The 18,834-nt window shown below is 40.5% G+C and carries 16 protein-coding genes and 2 other annotated features; of the genes, 14 read left to right on the forward strand and 2 right to left on the reverse strand.

Annotation, left to right across the window (positions count from 1 at the left end):
• Positions 1-229 precede the first annotated feature (229 nt).
• From CJ190_RS03970 to CJ190_RS04035, 14 genes are all read left to right on the forward strand, one after another.
• On the forward strand, positions 230-964 hold the full coding sequence (locus CJ190_RS03970) for an amino acid ABC transporter ATP-binding protein (protein WP_101562027.1): 735 nt from the start codon (positions 230-232) through the stop codon (positions 962-964).
• Between the two features lie 269 nt (positions 965-1,233).
• Positions 1,234-2,172 (forward strand): rod shape-determining protein MreC, encoded by a 939-nt coding sequence (mreC, locus tag CJ190_RS03975; RefSeq protein ID WP_064293110.1) that lies wholly within the window; start codon positions 1,234-1,236, stop codon positions 2,170-2,172.
• Between the two features lie 14 nt (positions 2,173-2,186).
• The gene (mreD, locus tag CJ190_RS03980; protein WP_064293109.1) at positions 2,187-2,708 is read left to right on the forward strand and encodes a rod shape-determining protein MreD; all 522 of its coding nucleotides are present in this window, start codon (positions 2,187-2,189) and stop codon (positions 2,706-2,708) included.
• 72 nt (positions 2,709-2,780) lie between these two features.
• Positions 2,781-2,993, forward strand: a binding site (T-box leader).
• 55 nt (positions 2,994-3,048) lie between these two features.
• Positions 3,049-4,542, forward strand: coding sequence for an ABC transporter permease subunit (locus tag CJ190_RS03985; RefSeq protein WP_082888675.1), 1,494 nt, complete (start codon positions 3,049-3,051; stop codon positions 4,540-4,542).
• Between the two features lie 27 nt (positions 4,543-4,569).
• Positions 4,570-5,241, forward strand: a complete 672-nt coding sequence (locus CJ190_RS03990; protein ID WP_070597930.1) for an amino acid ABC transporter ATP-binding protein — start codon at positions 4,570-4,572, stop codon at positions 5,239-5,241.
• A gap of 287 nt (positions 5,242-5,528) precedes the next feature.
• Positions 5,529-6,608, forward strand: a complete 1,080-nt coding sequence (locus tag CJ190_RS03995) for a carbamoyl phosphate synthase small subunit (protein ID WP_064293107.1) — start codon at positions 5,529-5,531, stop codon at positions 6,606-6,608.
• Between the two features lie 42 nt (positions 6,609-6,650).
• Complete coding sequence (gene carB, locus CJ190_RS04000) at positions 6,651-9,827, forward strand: carbamoyl-phosphate synthase large subunit (RefSeq protein ID WP_070597929.1); 3,177 nt, start codon at positions 6,651-6,653, stop codon at positions 9,825-9,827.
• Positions 9,828-9,876: 49 nt separating this feature from the next.
• A complete protein-coding gene (locus CJ190_RS04005; protein WP_070597928.1) occupies positions 9,877-10,791 on the forward strand; it encodes an aspartate carbamoyltransferase catalytic subunit in 915 nt (304 codons plus the stop codon).
• Positions 10,791-12,089 (forward strand): dihydroorotase, encoded by a 1,299-nt coding sequence (locus tag CJ190_RS04010; protein ID WP_064293104.1) that lies wholly within the window; start codon positions 10,791-10,793, stop codon positions 12,087-12,089. The genes CJ190_RS04005 and CJ190_RS04010 overlap by 1 nt, the downstream gene beginning before the upstream one ends.
• Positions 12,082-12,993 carry a dihydroorotate dehydrogenase gene (locus CJ190_RS04015; RefSeq protein WP_064293103.1) on the forward strand — a complete coding sequence of 304 codons (912 nt, stop codon included), beginning with the start codon at positions 12,082-12,084 and terminating at the stop codon, positions 12,991-12,993. The genes CJ190_RS04010 and CJ190_RS04015 overlap by 8 nt, the downstream gene beginning before the upstream one ends.
• An 87-nt stretch (positions 12,994-13,080) precedes the next feature.
• Positions 13,081-13,160 (forward strand) — a sequence feature (ribosomal protein L21 leader region).
• 15 nt (positions 13,161-13,175) lie between these two features.
• Positions 13,176-13,484, forward strand: a complete 309-nt coding sequence (rplU, locus tag CJ190_RS04020) for a 50S ribosomal protein L21 (protein ID WP_013668659.1) — start codon at positions 13,176-13,178, stop codon at positions 13,482-13,484.
• Positions 13,485-13,486: 2 nt separating this feature from the next.
• A complete protein-coding gene (locus tag CJ190_RS04025; protein WP_064293102.1) occupies positions 13,487-13,822 on the forward strand; it encodes a ribosomal-processing cysteine protease Prp in 336 nt (111 codons plus the stop codon).
• Positions 13,823-13,840: 18 nt separating this feature from the next.
• Positions 13,841-14,122 carry a 50S ribosomal protein L27 gene (rpmA, locus tag CJ190_RS04030; RefSeq protein WP_013669098.1) on the forward strand — a complete coding sequence of 94 codons (282 nt, stop codon included), beginning with the start codon at positions 13,841-13,843 and terminating at the stop codon, positions 14,120-14,122.
• A gap of 73 nt (positions 14,123-14,195) precedes the next feature.
• Positions 14,196-15,236 carry a class I SAM-dependent methyltransferase gene (locus CJ190_RS04035; protein WP_064293101.1) on the forward strand — a complete coding sequence of 347 codons (1,041 nt, stop codon included), beginning with the start codon at positions 14,196-14,198 and terminating at the stop codon, positions 15,234-15,236.
• Between the two features lie 67 nt (positions 15,237-15,303).
• Here CJ190_RS04035 and CJ190_RS04040 read toward each other — a convergent pair whose 3' ends face one another.
• Both CJ190_RS04040 and CJ190_RS04045 read right to left on the reverse strand, forming a co-directional pair.
• Entirely contained in the window at positions 15,304-17,103 is a 1,800-nt protein-coding gene (locus CJ190_RS04040) for an ABC transporter ATP-binding protein (protein WP_064293100.1), read from the reverse strand.
• On the reverse strand, positions 17,103-18,830 hold the full coding sequence (locus tag CJ190_RS04045) for an ABC transporter ATP-binding protein (protein WP_064293099.1): 1,728 nt from the start codon (positions 18,828-18,830) through the stop codon (positions 17,103-17,105). The genes CJ190_RS04040 and CJ190_RS04045 overlap by 1 nt, the downstream gene beginning before the upstream one ends.
• Between the last annotated feature and the right edge of the window lie 4 nt (positions 18,831-18,834).

Consider the following 18,834-nt stretch of genomic DNA (forward strand, 5'->3'; position numbering starts at 1 on the left):
TCCACTTGTTAGGTTTAAAAATAAACAGAGAAGCCACTAAAGAAGTCGAATTTCTTTTGACTAAAAATAATTTTATGGATTGATTTATCACTTATTTTAAAAAAAGCTTGCTATCTTAGAAGGAATAGGCTAAAGTAAGTAACAATAAATGTTACTAATACTTTGATAAAAAAGATTAGAAATTCTTTAGTCTTTTTTATTGGCCTAACTTATGAAAGGGGTTACTCACATGGCTCAAGCAAAAGTAGTGATTCAAAACTTAAAGAAGAGTTTTGATGATAATGAAGTTCTCAAAGATATCAACTTAGAAATCAGCGAAGGTGAAGTGGTCTGCATCATCGGTCCTTCGGGTTCAGGGAAATCTACTTTATTGCGATGCATTAATCGTCTAGAGACGATTGATGGGGGTAGTGTGGTAGTCGATGGTATTGATATGTCTGATGAAAGTATCGATATCGACAAGGCGCGTGAAAATATCGGAATGGTTTTCCAACAATTTAACCTATTTCCACATATGACTGTTAAAGAAAATATTACTTTAGCGCCCCTCCAATTAAATAAATTAAGTCAAGAAGAAGCTGACAAAAAAGCCCTTGAATTATTAGATAGTGTCGGCCTCAAAGAAAAGGCAGACGCCTATCCTAATTCCTTATCTGGTGGTCAAAAACAACGGGTAGCCATTGCTCGGGCTTTGGCTATGGGCCCTGACTTAATGTTATTTGACGAACCGACATCAGCCTTGGACCCAGAAATGGTTGGCGATGTGCTAGAAGTTATGAAAGATCTTGCTAGACAAGGGATGACCATGGTGATTGTGACCCATGAAATGGGCTTTGCTAAAGAAGTTTCTGACCGTACCTTGTTTATGGATGGCGGTTACATTGTCGAGTCAGGTAAACCAGAAGACCTATTCAATCATCCCAAACATCAACGGACCCAAGATTTCTTACAGAAAGTACTTTAATTATTAAAATATAGGATAGAAGTCAAAAAACAACTGACCCTGAGGTTAGCATGAACTATTGGAGTCACTTAGACAAGAAGATTTTTATTCAGAAGAGAGGCTGAGTCATTACTCCGGCCTCTCTTTTATTTTACGGATGAGGCTAGTAATTCCTGCTTTTCAAGAGATGGTAAAAAAATTATAATTAAACAGGAAAAGATTATAATTCTGATTAATGAATGGTACAATATTACTACTATTGATTTACGACTTGGAAAGGATGGAGCAAATTGCGCCAATTTTTTGAAAATAAAAAACTTGTGGTTGTGCTATTGAGTGTTATTAGCTCGCTTAGCCTGATTGCTTTTTCCACCTTTGGACAGGAAAGTTTACCCCAACCCATGACCTGGGTGAATGACTTTACTGCAATGGTAGCTCGCCTGATATCGACCCCAACAAATTCCATCATGCAATTTGGCGATTCTGTGACAAATTTACAGAACACCTATCAGGAAAATCAGCAATTAAAAAAACAACTGTCCACTTTACAGAGCTTAGAAGCTCAAAATACGATTTTAAAAGAAGAAAATAAGCAAATGACCAATCTTTTAAAATTGAAACCGACCCTGGTTGGGAAGACAGTAATTGCAGCTTCAGTCATATCTAGAGCTCCTGAGAATTGGTTAGATAAGTTGACTATTGATGTAGGTTCTAACAACGGGGTGAAGGAGAATATGTCGGTCATGACTGACTCCGGCCTCATTGGCCGGGTTTCCGAAGTTGGTCCCACAAGTGCAAAAGTGAGCTTAGTCACTTCAGACCAAGAAGATGCGGTGGAAATTGCTGCTGGTGTCCAATCGGATGATGGGATATTTTATGGGGTGATTGACCAATACGATTCAAGTCATAACCGCTTAATTGTCAATCAAATTCCTAAGGAAGCTAAAATAAAAGAGGGAAATCTGGTAACCACAAGTGGTCTGGGAGGCGTTTCTCCAGAAGGTTTGATCATTGGAAAAGTGGCTAAAATGGAAGATGATGAATTCGCCTTAGCTAAACGTGTTTATGTCGAGCCAGCAGCTAATTTCAATGATATCCGTCATGTCTTTGTGATTATGTCTCAAAGAAGTGAACCAGATACAGAAAACCCTAATGCGTCTGAAGAAATTCCAGGGGCCAACCACCAAGCTCAAGCCAGCCAAGCTGGGGCAAGTAATCATGCAAATTAGGAGGAGAGAGTGATATGTTTGATTATATACGCTATCATTTAACCCTTCCCATTTTCTTAATTTTTGTTTTCTTACTGGATGGCGCTTTAGTCAATGTCTTACTAGCCAGTGTGGATACCTATGCTTATCAAATTATTCCCAGTCTTTTACTGATTAGCTTAACCCTGATTCCCTTATATTATAACCAGCCAAGAACGATTTACTTGATGGCTTTTATTATTGGTTTTCTATATGATTCATACTATAACGGAATTCTAGGGATTAATTTATTTCTGTTCCCAGCAGTCGTTTACTTATCCTACCAGGTAAAAAATCGCTTTCCCTTGAATTTTTATAGCATCTGGGTATGGGCTGTGATCATGTATCTTTTATATCATAATGTGATTTATTGGCTCTATCGAATCTTACGTATTCATGGGGACACTTATCTTAAGTTCTTAGCTAGCTTTTTAGGTCCCTCCCTATTATTTAATAGTTTAGTGATTTTCCTGCTTAACCTGATTATTTTTCGCTTAGTAAATTGGGTCAAGGGCTGATCCTTATTGGGTTTTAAAAATAAATAAATCTTGCTAAATACAAATAATATCAGTATAATGAAAATTAATATCATAATGACAGTGAATGGAAGAGGCTAAAACCTTTCTTTTAAAGAGAGTCTGGCTGGTGGAAACAGACAAAGAAACTTTAGCTACACACCCAGGAGTTAATAGTTTAAAAGGCTATTCGCCTAGCGAGCGTTACATCGCGATGTTACTAACATCATGAGGCAATTATTGTGAGATAGTTGCGAAAAAAGGTGGAACCACGAAAGCGTCCTTTTCGTTTTGAACGAAGAGGGCGTTTTATTTTTTATTAAAAGAAAAGGAGGAGTTTGTCATGATAGCAGGATTCGACTTGAAAAAGTCTTGGATGGTTATGGTTATTGCTTTAGTTACTATTTTGGGGTTGGTGGCAAACCACCATGTTGAAGCTGAAGAGACAGCTCCTCAAGAACGGATGGAAGCTGTTGAAGAGGGGCCAAAAAGAGGCGATAAGGTCGTCATTGGCCTAGATGATACCTTTGCACCTATGGGATTCCGTAATGGGCAAAATGAAATTGTTGGTTTTGACATTGACTTAGCCCAAGCTATTGCTGAGATTTACGGCTGGGAGCTCGACTTTCAGCCGATTGACTGGGCAATGAAAGAAACCGAATTGAATAGTGGTAATATTGACTTACTTTGGAATGGTGTCGGAATTACCCCTGAAAGAGAAGAACAGATGCTCTTTTCACAGCCTTATTTGGAAAGTCCTAATATCGTGATTACTAAAAAGGAAAGCCCAATCGAGGGACTTTCCGATTTAGCTGGAAAAACGATATCGACCCAGTCGGGCTCGACGACAGCTGAAGACATTAAGGATTGGCCCAATCAACTCTACCAAAAACTGGCGCAAAAACCGGTTCTCTATTCCTCTTATAACGAGGTTTTTGCTGATTTAGATTCCGGTCGTGTTGATGCTGTGGTCACTGATTATACTTATGGTCACTATATTATGGAGGTTCGTGGGGAAGAAAAATATGATTCCTTTGTGGACCCCAGTAAGGAGCCTGAGCAAATGGCAGTCGCGATGCGAAAATCTGCTAACGGTCTTAAGACAATGATCGACCAAGGGCTTGACCAAGTAAAGGCTAACGGGAAATATGATGAAATTGTCGCCAAATGGTTTGGAGAAAACCGTCAAGTGGCTAGTCAGGAGAATATTATTCAAAAAATACTTCCCTCTCTATGGAGTGGTTTTAAATTAACTCTTGTCTTGTTTGTCTTGGTGCTGGCACTTAGTCTCCCATTAGGTTTTCTTATCGCCATTATGCGCGTCTTTAGCCCTAAACTGATTCAATGGTTAATTGAAGGTTATGTTTTCATTATGCGAGGTAGCCCGCTCATGTTACAACTGATGATGGTCTTCTTCGGCTTACCTTATTTAGGAATTAATTTAGATCGCTTTACCGCTGCCCTTATTGCTTTTGTGATTAATTACGCCGCTTATTTTGCGGAAATTTTCCGGGGTGGGATTACTTCAGTACCCAAAGGCCAATACGAAAGTATCAAAGTCTTAGGAATTGGTTGGCAAAGGGGCTTTCGTCGCATCATTTTACCCCAAGTGATGAAAATAACCCTACCATCTGTCGGCAATGAAGTGATTGCCTTAGTCAAGGATACTTCATTAGTCTATGTGATTGGCCTTGGTGAATTGTTGCGGGCTGGCTCGATTGCTGCTAACACCTATGCAACCATTATTCCTTATCTGGTCTGTGGGGTGTTCTATTTAATCTTCACCGCCTTTGTGACCCTTGCCTTGCGTAAGATTGAGTATCGGGTGAGCTGGTAGTCCAGTGATGAAAGAGGAGGGATTTTAATGGCCTTAATAGTTTCTAATTTAAAAAAAGCTTACAACGGTAATATGGTGATTGATCAATTTAACTGCCGGATTGATCCAGGAGAAATTGTTATTTTACTGGGCCCATCTGGAACCGGGAAAACGACCTTTATGCGCTTGATCAATAACTTAGAAAAATGTGACCAGGGTAATATTGCTATTGGGGACCGGGTTCTCTGCCAGGAGACTTCCCAAGGAGTTCAATACAGTGATAAGACCAGTCAACACCGCTATCAAAATGCGATTGGCATGGTCTTTCAAAATTACCAATTGTTCCCTAATTTTACCGTCTTAGACAATGTCTTAGAAGCACCTATCGCTCAAAAGTTAGCGCCCAAGTCAGAACTGCTCGATCAGGCCATGTTTTTACTAGATAGCGTAGGCCTAAAAGATAAGGCCGATGCCTATCCGTCGACCTTGTCAGGAGGGCAAAAGCAAAGGGTTGCTATTGCTAGAGCCATGATGTTATCACCGGAGATCATTTGCTTCGACGAACCGACTTCAGCCCTTGACCGCGAGTCCGCTAATCAGGTAGGAAAGCTAGTTCAAGCTATCGCTAAACAAGGGAAGGGCATTTTAGTGGTTACTCACGATACTCAATTTGGTGAAGATTTTGGTACCCGGATTGTTTCTTCTGAAGAATTTAAATAAGCAATCTTAATTACTTATTGTTATTTTTTGGAAAAGGATTGCCAAGTAATCAAAGATTGTGCTATAGTATAAAAAATTGAATTTGCCTTTAAACCTGTCCCGTGAGGCAGGCAAGGAGACTTATATAAAAAAGGGATTAGTCTATACATGACTAGTCTTTTCGTCGAGCCTCCTTGCATAGGAGGCTTTTTTAATGGAAAAAAGTGGATAAAAAGGGCTTATTCAGTTCCTAGCGACTAAAAATAGGCGTTAAAAGGCTCCTGTGAGGGCTAACGAAAGGATAAGAAATGACAAAAAAGAGATTAATTTTAGAAGATGGTAGTGTCTTTGAAGGGGAAGGCTTTGGTTACGATAAAGAGGTGATTGGTGAGCTAGTCTTTAATACGGGGATGTCCGGCTATCAAGAATCCATCACTGACCAATCTTACGCTGGTCAATTATTGACCTTTACTTATCCCCTAATCGGTAATTATGGGATTAATTATGATAACTATGAATCCTTAAATCCTTCATGTGTTGGTGTCATTGTTCATGAGTGGGCTAGACGCCCCAGTCATTGGAAGTCTCAAATGAACCTTGATACTTTCTTAAAACAGAAAAAAATTCCTGGACTAGCTGGGATAGATACTCGTTTATTGACCAAGAAAATTCGCAAGCATGGGGTGATGAAGGCTTACTTAACCAGTAGAGATGAACCCTTAAGTGATTTATTAGCAGTCCTAAGAAATACAGAGCTTGATCAAAAATTGATTCAAAAAGTCTCTACCCAAGCAGCTTATCCTATTCCTGGTCAAGGGTACCGGGTAATCGTGATGGACTTTGGCTTAAAACACTCGATCTTAGCTGAATTATCCAAGCGCAATTGTCAGGTGACAGTGGTTCCATATGATACCAACTTAGAGGAAATTACCGCCTTAGCTCCAGATGGGATTGTCTTATCTAATGGACCTGGTGACCCTGATGATCTTCCTGAAGCATTAGATACTATCCGCGAATTAGAGAAGCGTTATCCCTTATTTGGAATTTGCATGGGCCATCAACTGTTTTCAAAGGCTAATGGAGCCAAAACTTATAAGATGAAATTTGGTCACCGTGGTTTTAACCATGCCGTTAGGGAACTTGCGACTGGTCAAATTCATTTTACTAGTCAAAACCATGGTTATGCTGTCAGTCGAGAAGATTTGCCAGCAGACCTAGAAATCACCCATGAAGAGATTAATGACCATACTGTCGAAGGGCTTCGTCACAAAAAGTACCCCGCCTTTTCGGTGCAATACCATCCCGATGCTTGCCCTGGACCTCATGATGCTGACTATCTATTTGACAGCTTCTTAAAGTTAATCGAAGAAAGTAAACAAACAAAATAATCTATTTAAATCTAATCAGTGAGTTAGAAAATAGGAGGAAATATGACAAAACGTAATGATATTAAAAAAATAATGGTTATTGGTTCTGGCCCTATTGTGATTGGTCAGGCAGCAGAGTTTGATTATGCAGGGACTCAAGCTTGTTTAGCCTTACGCGAAGAAGGCTATGAAGTGGTTTTAGTAAACTCTAATCCAGCGACTATTATGACTGACCGAGAAGTAGCTGATAAGGTTTATATGGAACCTTTGACATTGGAATTTTTAACTCAAATTCTGCACCAAGAACATCCTGATGCCCTCCTACCTACCTTAGGGGGACAAACAGCCTTGAATATGGCCATTGAACTTTCCCAAGCCGGTGTTTTAGAAGACTTAGAAATCGAACTCTTAGGAACGGACTTAAAAGCCATCAACCAAGCTGAAGACCGGGAACAATTTAAAGAATTGATGGAAAGCTTAGGTGAACCGATTCCTGAATCCAAAATCGTCCACCATGTTGATGAAGCTATCGCCTTTGCTAATGAAATTGGCTATCCGATAATTGTTCGTCCCGCTTTTACCCTAGGAGGAACTGGTGGGGGGCTCTGTGACAATGAGGAAGAATTAGCGGAAATTGCTGAACATGGCTTATCCTTATCTCCAGTTCACCAATGTTTGATTGAACGTTCGATTACCGGCTACAAAGAAATTGAATACGAAGTTATGCGGGACAGCCAAGACAATGCCTTGGTAGTATGTAATATGGAAAATTTTGACCCGGTGGGCATCCATACTGGAGATTCCATTGTTTTTGCACCTTCGCAAACCCTTTCCGACGAGGATAGCCAAATGCTCAGAGATGTGAGCTTAAAAATTATTCGTGCCCTGGGGATTGAAGGTGGCTGTAATGTTCAATTAGCCTTAGATCCGCACTCAGCTAATTATTATGTGATTGAAGTTAACCCTCGGGTGTCACGGTCTTCAGCCTTGGCTTCTAAGGCTACTGGTTATCCTATTGCTAAACTAGCCGCTAAGATAGCTGTTGGTTTAACCCTCGATGAAATGATCAATCCAGTCACTGGTTCTTCCTATTCCATGTTTGAACCTGCTTTAGACTATGTGGTATGTAAGATGCCGCGCTTTCCTTTTGACAAGTTTGAACATGCTGATCGTCATCTGGGCACCCAAATGAAGGCAACTGGGGAAGTGATGGCGATCGGTAGAAATATCGAAGAAAGCCTGCTCAAGGCTTGCCGGTCATTAGAAATAGGCGTGATCCATAATGAAATTAGTGACTTTGCTGATCTAGATATGGATACTTTAGAAGAAAAAATCAAGCATCCCCAAGATGATCGTTTCTTTTATTTATCTGAAGCGGTCCGCCGTGGGATAGATATTGATTTGTTAAATCAATGGACTGGAATCAATCCTTTCTTCCTTGATAAGCTCTTAGTTATTGCGGAATTGGAAGAAGAATTAAGCCAAAATGTAGGGGATCAGTACAGCTTGCGCAAGGCCAAGGTAAAAGGATTTTCCGATGTGAAAATTGCTGAACTATGGGATTGGACTCCAGAAGAAGTAAGAAAATACCGCCTTGAGGCTGGCATTCTGCCAAGTTATAAAATGGTAGATACCTGTGCAGGGGAGTTTGAATCGCAAACCCCATACTTCTATTCCACCTATGCTGAAGCCAACGAATCACAAGTTTCTGACCGTGAAAAAGTCATTGTCTTAGGGTCGGGTCCTATTCGTATTGGCCAAGGGGTCGAATTTGACTATGCCACGGTCCACTGTGTTGAAGCGTTAAAACAAGCAGGCTATGAGGCTATAGTTATTAATAGTAATCCAGAAACGGTCTCCACTGACTTTTCGATATCGGACAAATTATATTTTGAACCTTTAAGTTTTGAAGATGTGATGAATGTTATTGACTTAGAGCAACCTAAAGGGGTTATCGTTCAGTTTGGTGGACAAACAGCGATTAATCTGGCTTGGCCACTGGCTAGAGCTGGAGTGAAATTATTGGGAACCCAAGTAGAAGATATCGATCGTGCAGAAGATCGTGATCTTTTTGAACAATTGATTCATTCTTTAAATATTCCTCAGCCTAATGGGAAAACAGTAATGAATGAAAGTGAAGCGGTCAAGGCAGCCAAAGAAATTGGTTATCCTGTTTTAGTACGTCCTTCCTATGTCATTGGCGGTCGGGCTATGGAAATTGTCTATAGTGAAGCTGAATTACATAAATATATCCAAAGCGCTGTTGAAGTTAGTGAAGATCATCCTGTCTTAATTGACGATTACCTCCTCGGTATAGAGTGTGAAGTTGATGTGATTTCGGATGGTGAGGATGCTTATGTTCCAGGAATTATGGAACATATTGAACGCGCCGGAGTGCACTCGGGAGACTCCATCGCTGCCTATCCACCTCAAAACCTAAGTGCATCGGTGCAAGAAACCATCATTCAATACAGTCAGGAATTAGCAAAATCCTTGCACTGTGTGGGCTTAATGAACATTCAATTTATCGTCCAAGGCGAGAAAGTCTATGTGATCGAAGTCAATCCAAGAGCCAGTCGGACGGTGCCATTCCTCTCTAAGGTAACCAATATTTCCATGGCTCAAGTCGCTACCCAATTAATTCTTGGTAAAAAACTTGGCGATTTGATCGATCTTAGTTCGCCAAAAGAAGCAGATGGCGTTTATATCAAGGCACCGGTCTTCTCCTTTAATAAATTGGCTAAAGTGGATAGTTTACTAGGACCTGAGATGAAATCGACGGGTGAAGTCATTGGATGTGGGCGTAGTTTAGAAGAAGCTCTCTACAAGGCCTTTGAGGCTAGTGGCTTACACCTGCCACAGTTTGGAAACATTCTCTTCACCATTGATGATCTTTCGAAAGAAGAAGCCCTGACTCTGGCTAATGGCTTTAAGTGCTTAGGGTATGAAATTTTAACGACTACTGGTACTGGTCAATACTTTAGCAATAACGGTCTAAAAGTAAAAGCTGTGGCCAAAATTAACAGTGATGAGGCAAATAGTATTCCTAATTTAATTGAAAAGGGCAAGATTCAAGCCATTATTAATACTGTCGGTGGACAAAAAGAAGCTGGTGAGGATGGCCAAATTATCCGTCAATTAGCTATTGAACATAATATTCCACTGTTTACCACCTTAGATACCGCTTTAGCCATGCTGAAGGTACTTCAAAGTCGCAGTATTTCAACTCAAGCATTATAAGATAGACAAGAAATCGTTAAACTTTAGAAAAAATTTTAGGGGGATAAGAATGGAACATTTAACCAGTGTACAAGATTTAAGCAATGAAGAAGTAATGGAGCTTATTAGACAAGGGGAAGCTTTTAAAAATAGTCCAGTAGCGGTTCATGCCCAATCCATTACTATGGCTAATTTGTTTTATGAAAATTCAACTAGAACACATATGAGTTTTGAGCAGGCAGAACGGCGGCTGGGTTATCAAGTTTTACCCTTTGAAGTGAGTCAGAGTTCGGTCAATAAAGGCGAAAGTCTCTATGATACTGTCATTACTTTAGAAGCCATTGGAGCTAATGCATTAGTTATTCGCCATTCCCAAAATGAGTACTATCTTGATCTATTAAAAGAGCTTAATAAACACCACCACAAAATCCACCTTATTAATGGTGGTGATGGTAGTGGCCAACATCCGAGCCAATGTTTGCTAGATATGATGACTATCTATGAGGAGTTTAAGCACTTTGATGGTTTGAAGGTGGCTATTATTGGTGACATTAAAAATTCACGGGTAGCTCGTAGCAATGCCCAATTACTCAACCAATTAGGTAGCCAAGTTTTCTTTTCCGGTCCAAAAGCCTGGTATGATCCTCAAATGGACCAATATGGCAGCTACCAAGACATTGACCAATTAATTGACCAAATGGATGTGGTGATGCTTTTACGGGTCCAACACGAAAGACATTCTGATGACCCATTGGAAAAGAGCTTTGACCCTAAGCTTTATCATGAGAAATATGGAATTAATTTAGACCGTTATCAAAAGCTACAAGACCATGCCATATTAATGCATCCAGGTCCTATTAATCGTGACGTTGAACTGGCTAGTGAGCTAGTAGAATCAGAAAAGAGTCGTTTTGTGCAACAAATGGAAAATGGTGTATATATGAGAATGGCTATCTTAAAGAGTGTGATTGAGGGTGAGAAATAATGAAAGTCCTAATTCAAGCAGGTAAGGTTTATAGTCAGGACTCTTTGACGACTATGGATATACTTATTGAGGGAGGGAAGATCCAAGCATTGGGTCAACACTTGGTCGACCAAGATGAAATTGATCAAGTGATTGATGCTTCAGGTCGTTTGGTGACTCCAGGCCTTGTTGATATCCATGTGCATTACCGGGAACCAGGTTTTGAAGACAAAGAAACGATTGCTAGTGGTAGCCGGGCAGCAGCTCGCGGCGGTTTTACTAGCGTATGTACCATGGCTAACACCAATCCTGTTCCTGATACCCCTGAAAAACTCAGTCAGTTAATTCAAAAGAATCAAAGTGATGGTAAAGTGAAGATCCATCAATACGCTCCTATTACTAAAGATTTAACCAGTGATCAAGTTGTCGATATTCCTGCGATGAAGGAGGCGGGTGCCTTTGCCTTGAGTAACGATGGGCAGGGCGTCCAATCTGCTGCAACCATGTATCAAGCGATGATTGCAGCCAAAGAGCAAGGCCTAGCCATTTGTGCCCACCTAGAAGACCGTTCCTTATTTAATAATGGTGTGATCAATGCAGGTAAGGCTGCAGAGCGATTGGAACTTCCTGGAATCTTAGCAGTGGCTGAAAGCAGTCAATTGGCTAGAGATATTGAATTAGCGCGGGCCACAGGGGTTCACTACCATGTCTGCCATGTGTCTACGGCGGCCAGTTTAAACTTGATTCGTCAAGCCAAATTGGATGGGGTGAATATTACTTGTGAGGTTGCTCCCCACCACCTTCTCTTCCATGACGGCAATATCTTAAAAGATGATGCAAATTATAAAATGAATCCCCCATTGAGAAATTCATCAGACCAAGAAGCCTTAGTCCAAGCTTTAAATGATGGGACCATTGATTTGATCGCTACAGACCATGCTCCCCATACCGAAGAAGAAAAGAGTCAAGGTTTCTTGAAGTCCCCCTTTGGAATTGTTGGTAGTGAAACAGCCTTTATGAGTTTATATACCTTATTGGTTAAGCGAGGAAAACTCAGTTTAGAAAGGCTTATTGCCCTAATGAGCGACCAACCGCGTCAATTATTCCATTTAGAGACAGCAGGAACAATCTGGCCAGGGCAAGCTGCTGATATTAGTATTTTTAATCTCGACCGTCCTTATCAAGTCAAGGCTAGTGACTATGCCTCAAAGAGTAGTAATAGCCCCCTAAATAACACCAGTCTATACGGACAAACCGAATATTGTTTAGTTAATGGAGAAATTGTTTATCAAGCTGAGGGAGGAAATAGCAATGAATAATATTCAAGTGGAATTACCTGGTTTATCCTTATCTAACCCTTTAATGCCCGCTAGTGGGAGTTTTGGTTATGGTGACTTCTCTAATTGCCAAGACCTTGATTTAAGTCAATTAGGCGCCTTAGTGATAAAAACCACCACATTGGAAGCTCGCGAAGGCAATCCTGATCCTAAGATGTGGTGGAATGATGAATACAGTCTTAATGCAGTAGGCTTAAAAAATCCAGGGATTGAGGTGGTTATCAAGGAAAAACTTCCTCAGCTCAAAGAAAAATATCCCAGCTTGCCCATCATTGCTAGTGTTGGAGGAAATACGGTTGAGGATTATTGCCAAGTTGCACAATTATTTGATCAATCCGGCCTAGTTAATGCTCTTGAAATTAATATCTCCTGTCCTAATGTTAAAAAGGGCGGCCTAGCTTTTGGTAAGGATCCTCAATTTGCTAAACAATTAACTGAAAAAATTAAGTCCTTAGTTGAACTACCAGTATACGTTAAATTGTCTCCCAATGTCGATGACGTGGTGGCTATGGCCCAAGCCTTGGAAGAAGCAGGTGCAGATGGTCTTACCATGATCAATACTTTGCTAGGAATGGGTATTGATATTAAAGAAAAAAGGCCTGTTTTAGGTAATGGTTATGGTGGAATCTCAGGGCCCCTCCTAAAACCACTAGCCTTAAGGATGATTCACCAAGTCCGTCAACAAACCCAACTGCCCATTATTGGGGTTGGCGGAGTATGCACGGTAGATGATGTGGTTGAAATGTTTATGGCAGGAGCCAATGCAGTCCAAGTAGGTTACCAACACTTTAAAAATCCAGGAATTTGTATTGATTTAGCTAAAGCATTACCCGCACGTTTAGCAGAGTTAGGTATTTCGAGTTTAACAGATATCCAAGTAATTTAAAGCAAAAATACTCGCAAAAGCTAAGGATTTATCCTTGACCTTAGGACTTAATTTTGCTAAACTACTCTTGTTGTATTTCTGTAAGCACCAGAACTGCAACCGCGCATCGATAAGTTGAAGTATCAAGTATTATTTGATCACTTATCTTGGCGAGTCTAAGTAATTACAAGGAGGTGCATTGCATGTACGCTGTTATTAAAACAGGTGGAAAGCAAATTAAAGTTGAGGAAGGTTCAGTAATCTTTGTTGAAAAGTTAGATGCTGAAGCAGGAGACAAGGTAACCTTTGACGAAGTAGTCTTTGTTGGTGGTGAAAGTACTAAAATTGGTACACCATTAGTAGAAGGTGCCTCAGTTGAAGGAACTGTTGAAAAACAAGGTCGCGAAAAGAAAGTGACTACCTTCAAATACCGTCCTAAAAAAGACTCTCGTTCTAAACAAGGCCATCGTCAACCTTATACTAAAGTAACAATTGATTCAATTAAGGCTTAAGTATGATTCAAGCAAAGTTTAAATGTAAAGATGGAAGCTTTGTAAGTATGACAGTGCAAGGACACGCTTTATCAGGGGAATATGGCCATGATTTAGTGTGTGCTGCGGTGTCAACTTTAACTTTTTCCCTGGTGAATAATTTGGAGCGTTTGACACAAGTTGCTCCAATTGTTGACTTAGATCCAGAAGGGGGTTATCTTCATTGTGAAATTCCCGCTGACTTGGATGATAAGCAAGCCCAATTTGCCGAAATCTTATTTAAAAGTTGCTATTATGCCTTAAAAGATGATGTTAGTGCCAGTCAACCTGACTATCTTCAGGTATCTTTAAATAAGTAAACAAAGGAGGAACCTAACATGTTAAAATTAGATTTACAATTTTTCGCCCACAAAAAGGGGGGCGGTTCCACAGCTAATGGCCGTGATTCACAAGCTAAACGTTTAGGGGCTAAACGGGCAGATGGCCAATTTGTAACAGGTGGATCAATTCTTTATCGTCAACGTGGTACCCATATCCATCCAGGAGTAAACGTTGGACGCGGTGGAGACGATACTTTATTCGCACTATGTGATGGTGTGGTTAAATTTGAACGTAAAGGTCGTAACAGCAAACAAGTTTCTGTATACCAAGAAGCTTAAGCAGACGACTTAAGAGGCTGAGACAGTTGTCACAGCCCTTTTTTATTATATAGACAATTAAAAGGAGTAGCTTATGGATACCGAAGGAATTAAATCAGCCTTTACATATTTGCATGAAGCGACTGAAAAAAGTGCTCAGGCTTTAGAGATGACCTATGTTGAGGCTATTCATGAAACTTTACAGAATCTATTACTAGGATCAGCCCAGCAAATCAACGGAGCACCTGACGATCAAGTGATTAAGGCATTAAATACTCTCTATCAAAAAAGTCAGTGGCAGGATTTGAACCAGGAAGCCAAGCATAGTATCATCCAATGGCTATTGATTGAAGGGATAAAGAAACAAGAAATACAAGCTAACTATCAAGCCACCCCCGATGCCATTGCCTTAATTATCGGGTATTTGGCCCTTCGTTTAGTTGAATCGAATCAAAATTCTTCAGAAAAGTCCATCAATCTTTTTGACCCCTGCTTTGGCACAGGGAATTTATGGTCACTGGTGGCTAAGACCTTTACGGACCAAGACTATCAAGTCCTTGGGGCTGGAGTTGATAATGATGATTTGATGTTGTCCATTGGTGAAAAGGCCATGGCCTTACTTGGCTTAAGTCCTAAACTCACCCTTGCTGATGCTTTGGGAGACTTGTTGGTTGATCCTTGCCAGGTCATTGTTGCTGATTTACCGATAGGCTATTATCCACAAGACCAAGTGGCTCAGACCTTTAAGAGTGGGGAACAATTTGTTAAAGAAGGCTCTCATGCCTATGCCCATTATTTGTTAATTGAACAGGGAATTCATTATCTAGAGGACAATGCTTGGGGGCTATTCTTAGTGCCAAAAGCTACTTTAACTGACCCAACTCTCCCGCAATTGATGCAAGGGATAAGTGAAACAGCTTATTTACAAGCCTTTATTAATTTACCCCAAAGCCTTTTTCAAAATGAGTTTTCGCAAAAAAGTATCCTGATTGTCCAAAAACAAGGAGACCGGGCCAAGCAAAGTGACCAGGTCCTTATTGGTAACATTCCTGATTTTAAAGCCGTCGATGACATGAAAAAATTTACCGCACAATTTAATGATTGGTTAGATAAACATATCGTTGATGGAGAGTAATATATAGAAAAAGCTCAGTCAACCTTTTACTATGTCGTAGTAAAAGAGACTGAGCTTTTTGCTAATGTTAATCTTCTTGGAATTGGGCACTATACAAGCCGTAATAGAAGCCCCGTTTTTCCATTAGGCTTTCATGGTTTCCTTTTTCAATAATTCTTCCTTGGTCCATAACAATAATTTGGTCAGCATCCTGAATCGTACTTAAACGGTGAGCAATGACGAAACTAGTTCGTCCCTTGAGTAATTTTTCGGTTGCTTTCTGAATTAATTCTTCAGTGCGCGTGTCGATACTTGAGGTCGCCTCATCTAAGATTAAGATATCTGGTGTGGCCACTAGGGCACGGGCAATAGTAATGAGCTGTCTTTGACCCTGAGAAATATTTGAAGCATCTTCATTAATGATGGTGTCATAGCCATCAGGCAATTTTCGAACAAAGTCATCGACATGGGCTGTTTTAGCTGCTGCATAAACTTCGTCTTCGGAAACAGACTGGTTATGATCACCATATGCGATATTATCATAAATACTTCCATTAAATAGCCAGGTATCTTGTAGGACCATTCCCATTTGTTTGCGAACATCCCCGCGGGAATAATCACGAATATCTTTACCATCAATTTTAATACTACCTTTATCGACATCATAGAAGCGTTCTAATAAGTTAATTAGAGTCGTTTTACCAGCACCAGTAGGGCCAACGATAGCAACAGTTTCACCCTCATTAACATCTAAATTATAATCTTTTAAGGTGTAATGGTCATCATCGTAACCAAAATAGACATCCTCAAAGATTACTTTTTTGTCAGTGTCAATAACGGGGTAGTCGCTATGGGTCACTTCCATTTCTTCCAGATCGAGGAATTCAAATACCCGTTCTGCAGAAGCTAGGGTACTTTGAATTTGGTTAACAATAGTGGCAAGGTTGGAAATGGGCTGGTAAAGTTGTGGGTTGTATTGCAAGAGGGCTTGGACGTCCCCAAGGGGTAGACGGCCTTGTAAAATGTCTATACCTCCGACAAAAGCAATGAGGACGTAATCTAGGTTACGGATAAAGTTAACCATGGGATAGAGGAAGCCAGAAAAGAACTCTGCCCGTTGTGAGGTTTTATAATAAGCATCGGTTTCTTCTTCAAATAAATCGCGTTTATGACCTTGTTGGTTGAATGCACGAATTTCAATTTGACCATTATAGTCTTCCTCGATATGGTCGTTAATGCTTCCTTGAATTCTTTGCCGGTCAGCAAAGAGTCTTTGAGTTATTGGTGTGATGCGGCTAACAAGGAAAACAGCAAATAGAACAGTTAATATCATTAGCCCCCCAATTTTGGGACTGATCATGAGGATCATCGTTACCACACCAATTAACTGGGTGATGCTCATAATGGTTTGAGCAATATTTTGTTGCAGGGTACGGGCAATATTTTCAATATCATTGATAGCCCGGCTCAAAATTTCACCGGTCGATAAATGATCAATGGTACTAATTGGAAGCTTGTTCAGTTTATCTCTCATGGCTTGGCGGAGATTAGCAATTGTTCCCTGTACGGCATGTGACAGTAAATAATTCTGGAAGTAACGGCCAATACTAGTAGCAATATATAAGGCAGCGACCATTAGAAGCACACGGAAAATTCCAGTAAAGTCAATCTTATAGCCCATTTGTCCATTAATTTCTTGTAGGCCTTGGCTGACCCCTTCAGCAATCAAGGTCGTTGCTTGTCCTAAAATTTTAGGTGCAACGGTTTCGGCTATCGTTGCTGCTACCGAAAGGATCACAACCGCAATAAATGATTTTTGATAGTGACCGAAAAATTTAAACAGACGTTTAAGGGCTTTGCTAGTTGATTTTGGTGTACGTCTTCCCATTATTCACTCACCTCCTTGAGTTGTGATGACACAATAGAAGCATATAATGGCGAAGTTTCCATTAAAGTATCATGGTTACCTAAGCCAGCCACACTCCCATTGTCTTCTAAGACTAAAATTTTATCAGAATCCCTAATTGTAGAGACCTTTTGCGAAATAATGAGGGTAATTTTATCCTTGGCATATTGACTCAGTGCCTGTCTTAGGTTGACGTCTGTTTTAGCATCTAAGGCAGAAAAAGAGTCATCAAAGATTAAAATAGCAGCATCCTTCATTAGGGCTCTGGCGATGCAGAGACGTTGTTTTTGCCCTCCTGAGAAATTTGAACCGCGTTGTTCGACCCGGTGGTCAATGCCATCGGATAAGTTTGATACAAAGTCAGCAGCTTGAGCAATCTTTAAATTTTGCCAAATTTCTTCATCACTAGCCTGTTCCTTACCAAATTCTAAGTTAGAGCGAATATTTCCTTTGAAAAGGTTGGCCTTTTGAGGAACGTAGGCGATATAGTCACGTAGGGCACCAAGGTTATAGCTTTCAATTTTTTCACCATTAATCTTGATGTCGCCACTTGAACGTTCATAGAAGCGCAGGATGAGGTTAGCGATGGTTGATTTTCCTGACCCTGTACCGCCAATGATTCCTAAGGTTTCCCCGGCTTTGATAGAGAAATTGATATCGGTTAAAACATTAGATTCTGCGCCTTGATAGCTGTAATTGACATGGTCAAAATCTAGTCTGGCTTGTCGTTTAGGGTCAAAAGCCTTGCCACCATCAGCAGGTGAATGAATTTTTTCAGGAGCATCGAGGACTTGATTAATCCGTTCAGCTGAAACTTGGGCTCTTGGAATGAGAACAAACATCATGCCGATAAAGGCAAAGGATATTCCCATAATGGATGTATAGGAAACAAAGGAAAGAATAACCCCAATACTGAGTTGTTGGTTGGCGACTAAATGTCCCCCGAACCAGTTAATATAAATCGTGGTTAGGTTCAAAATTAAGAGTAGGGCAGGGAGTAGGAAAGCTAAGCGAATTTGCGCGCCGACAGCCGTTTGCCGATAGTCTTCATTGGCCTTGGCAAAGCGTTTGGATTCATAGTCACTCTTATTGAAGGCGCGAATGACGCGAATACCAGTTAGTCCCTCTCTAAAGATAAGGTTCATATTATCCACCTTGGCCTGCATGGCACGGAATAAGGGGGAGGCAAAATAAAGGACTAAAGCTAAAGAGATAATAACTAAGGGAATAGTGACCAAATAGGTCTGACTAAGTAAGGCACTTGCTCGGTAGGCCATCACTAAGCTAGCAATAAGCATAGCCGGGGCCAATAGAAACATTCGTAAGACCATCATTGTGGTCAATTCAATTTGCATAATGTCACTTGAGCTCCGAGTTATCAGAGAGGCACCACCAAAATGATCGTAAGTGTCTTTCGATAAGCGTTGTACCTTAGCGTAGATGGTATCTCGTAAATCTTTTCCCAGTCCTTGTGAGGCTTGTGAAGCAAACCAGATATTTGCTAGGGCAGAACCAACAATAATTAGGGTGACACCTAGCATTTGGATAGCGATTTGGGTAATGGCTGAAAAATCCCCAGGGACAATCCCTTGGTTAACTAAACCAGCGGTGAAAGTTGGTAGGATTAATTCAGCAAGCCCTTGGGCAAATGCAAAGAAGATACTAAGTAAGATTAAGTGTATGGGGATGCGTTTTAATATTTTTAACATAGGC

This window comes from Aerococcus loyolae (assembly GCF_002871915.2).
Taxonomy (GTDB): domain Bacteria; phylum Bacillota; class Bacilli; order Lactobacillales; family Aerococcaceae; genus Aerococcus; species Aerococcus loyolae.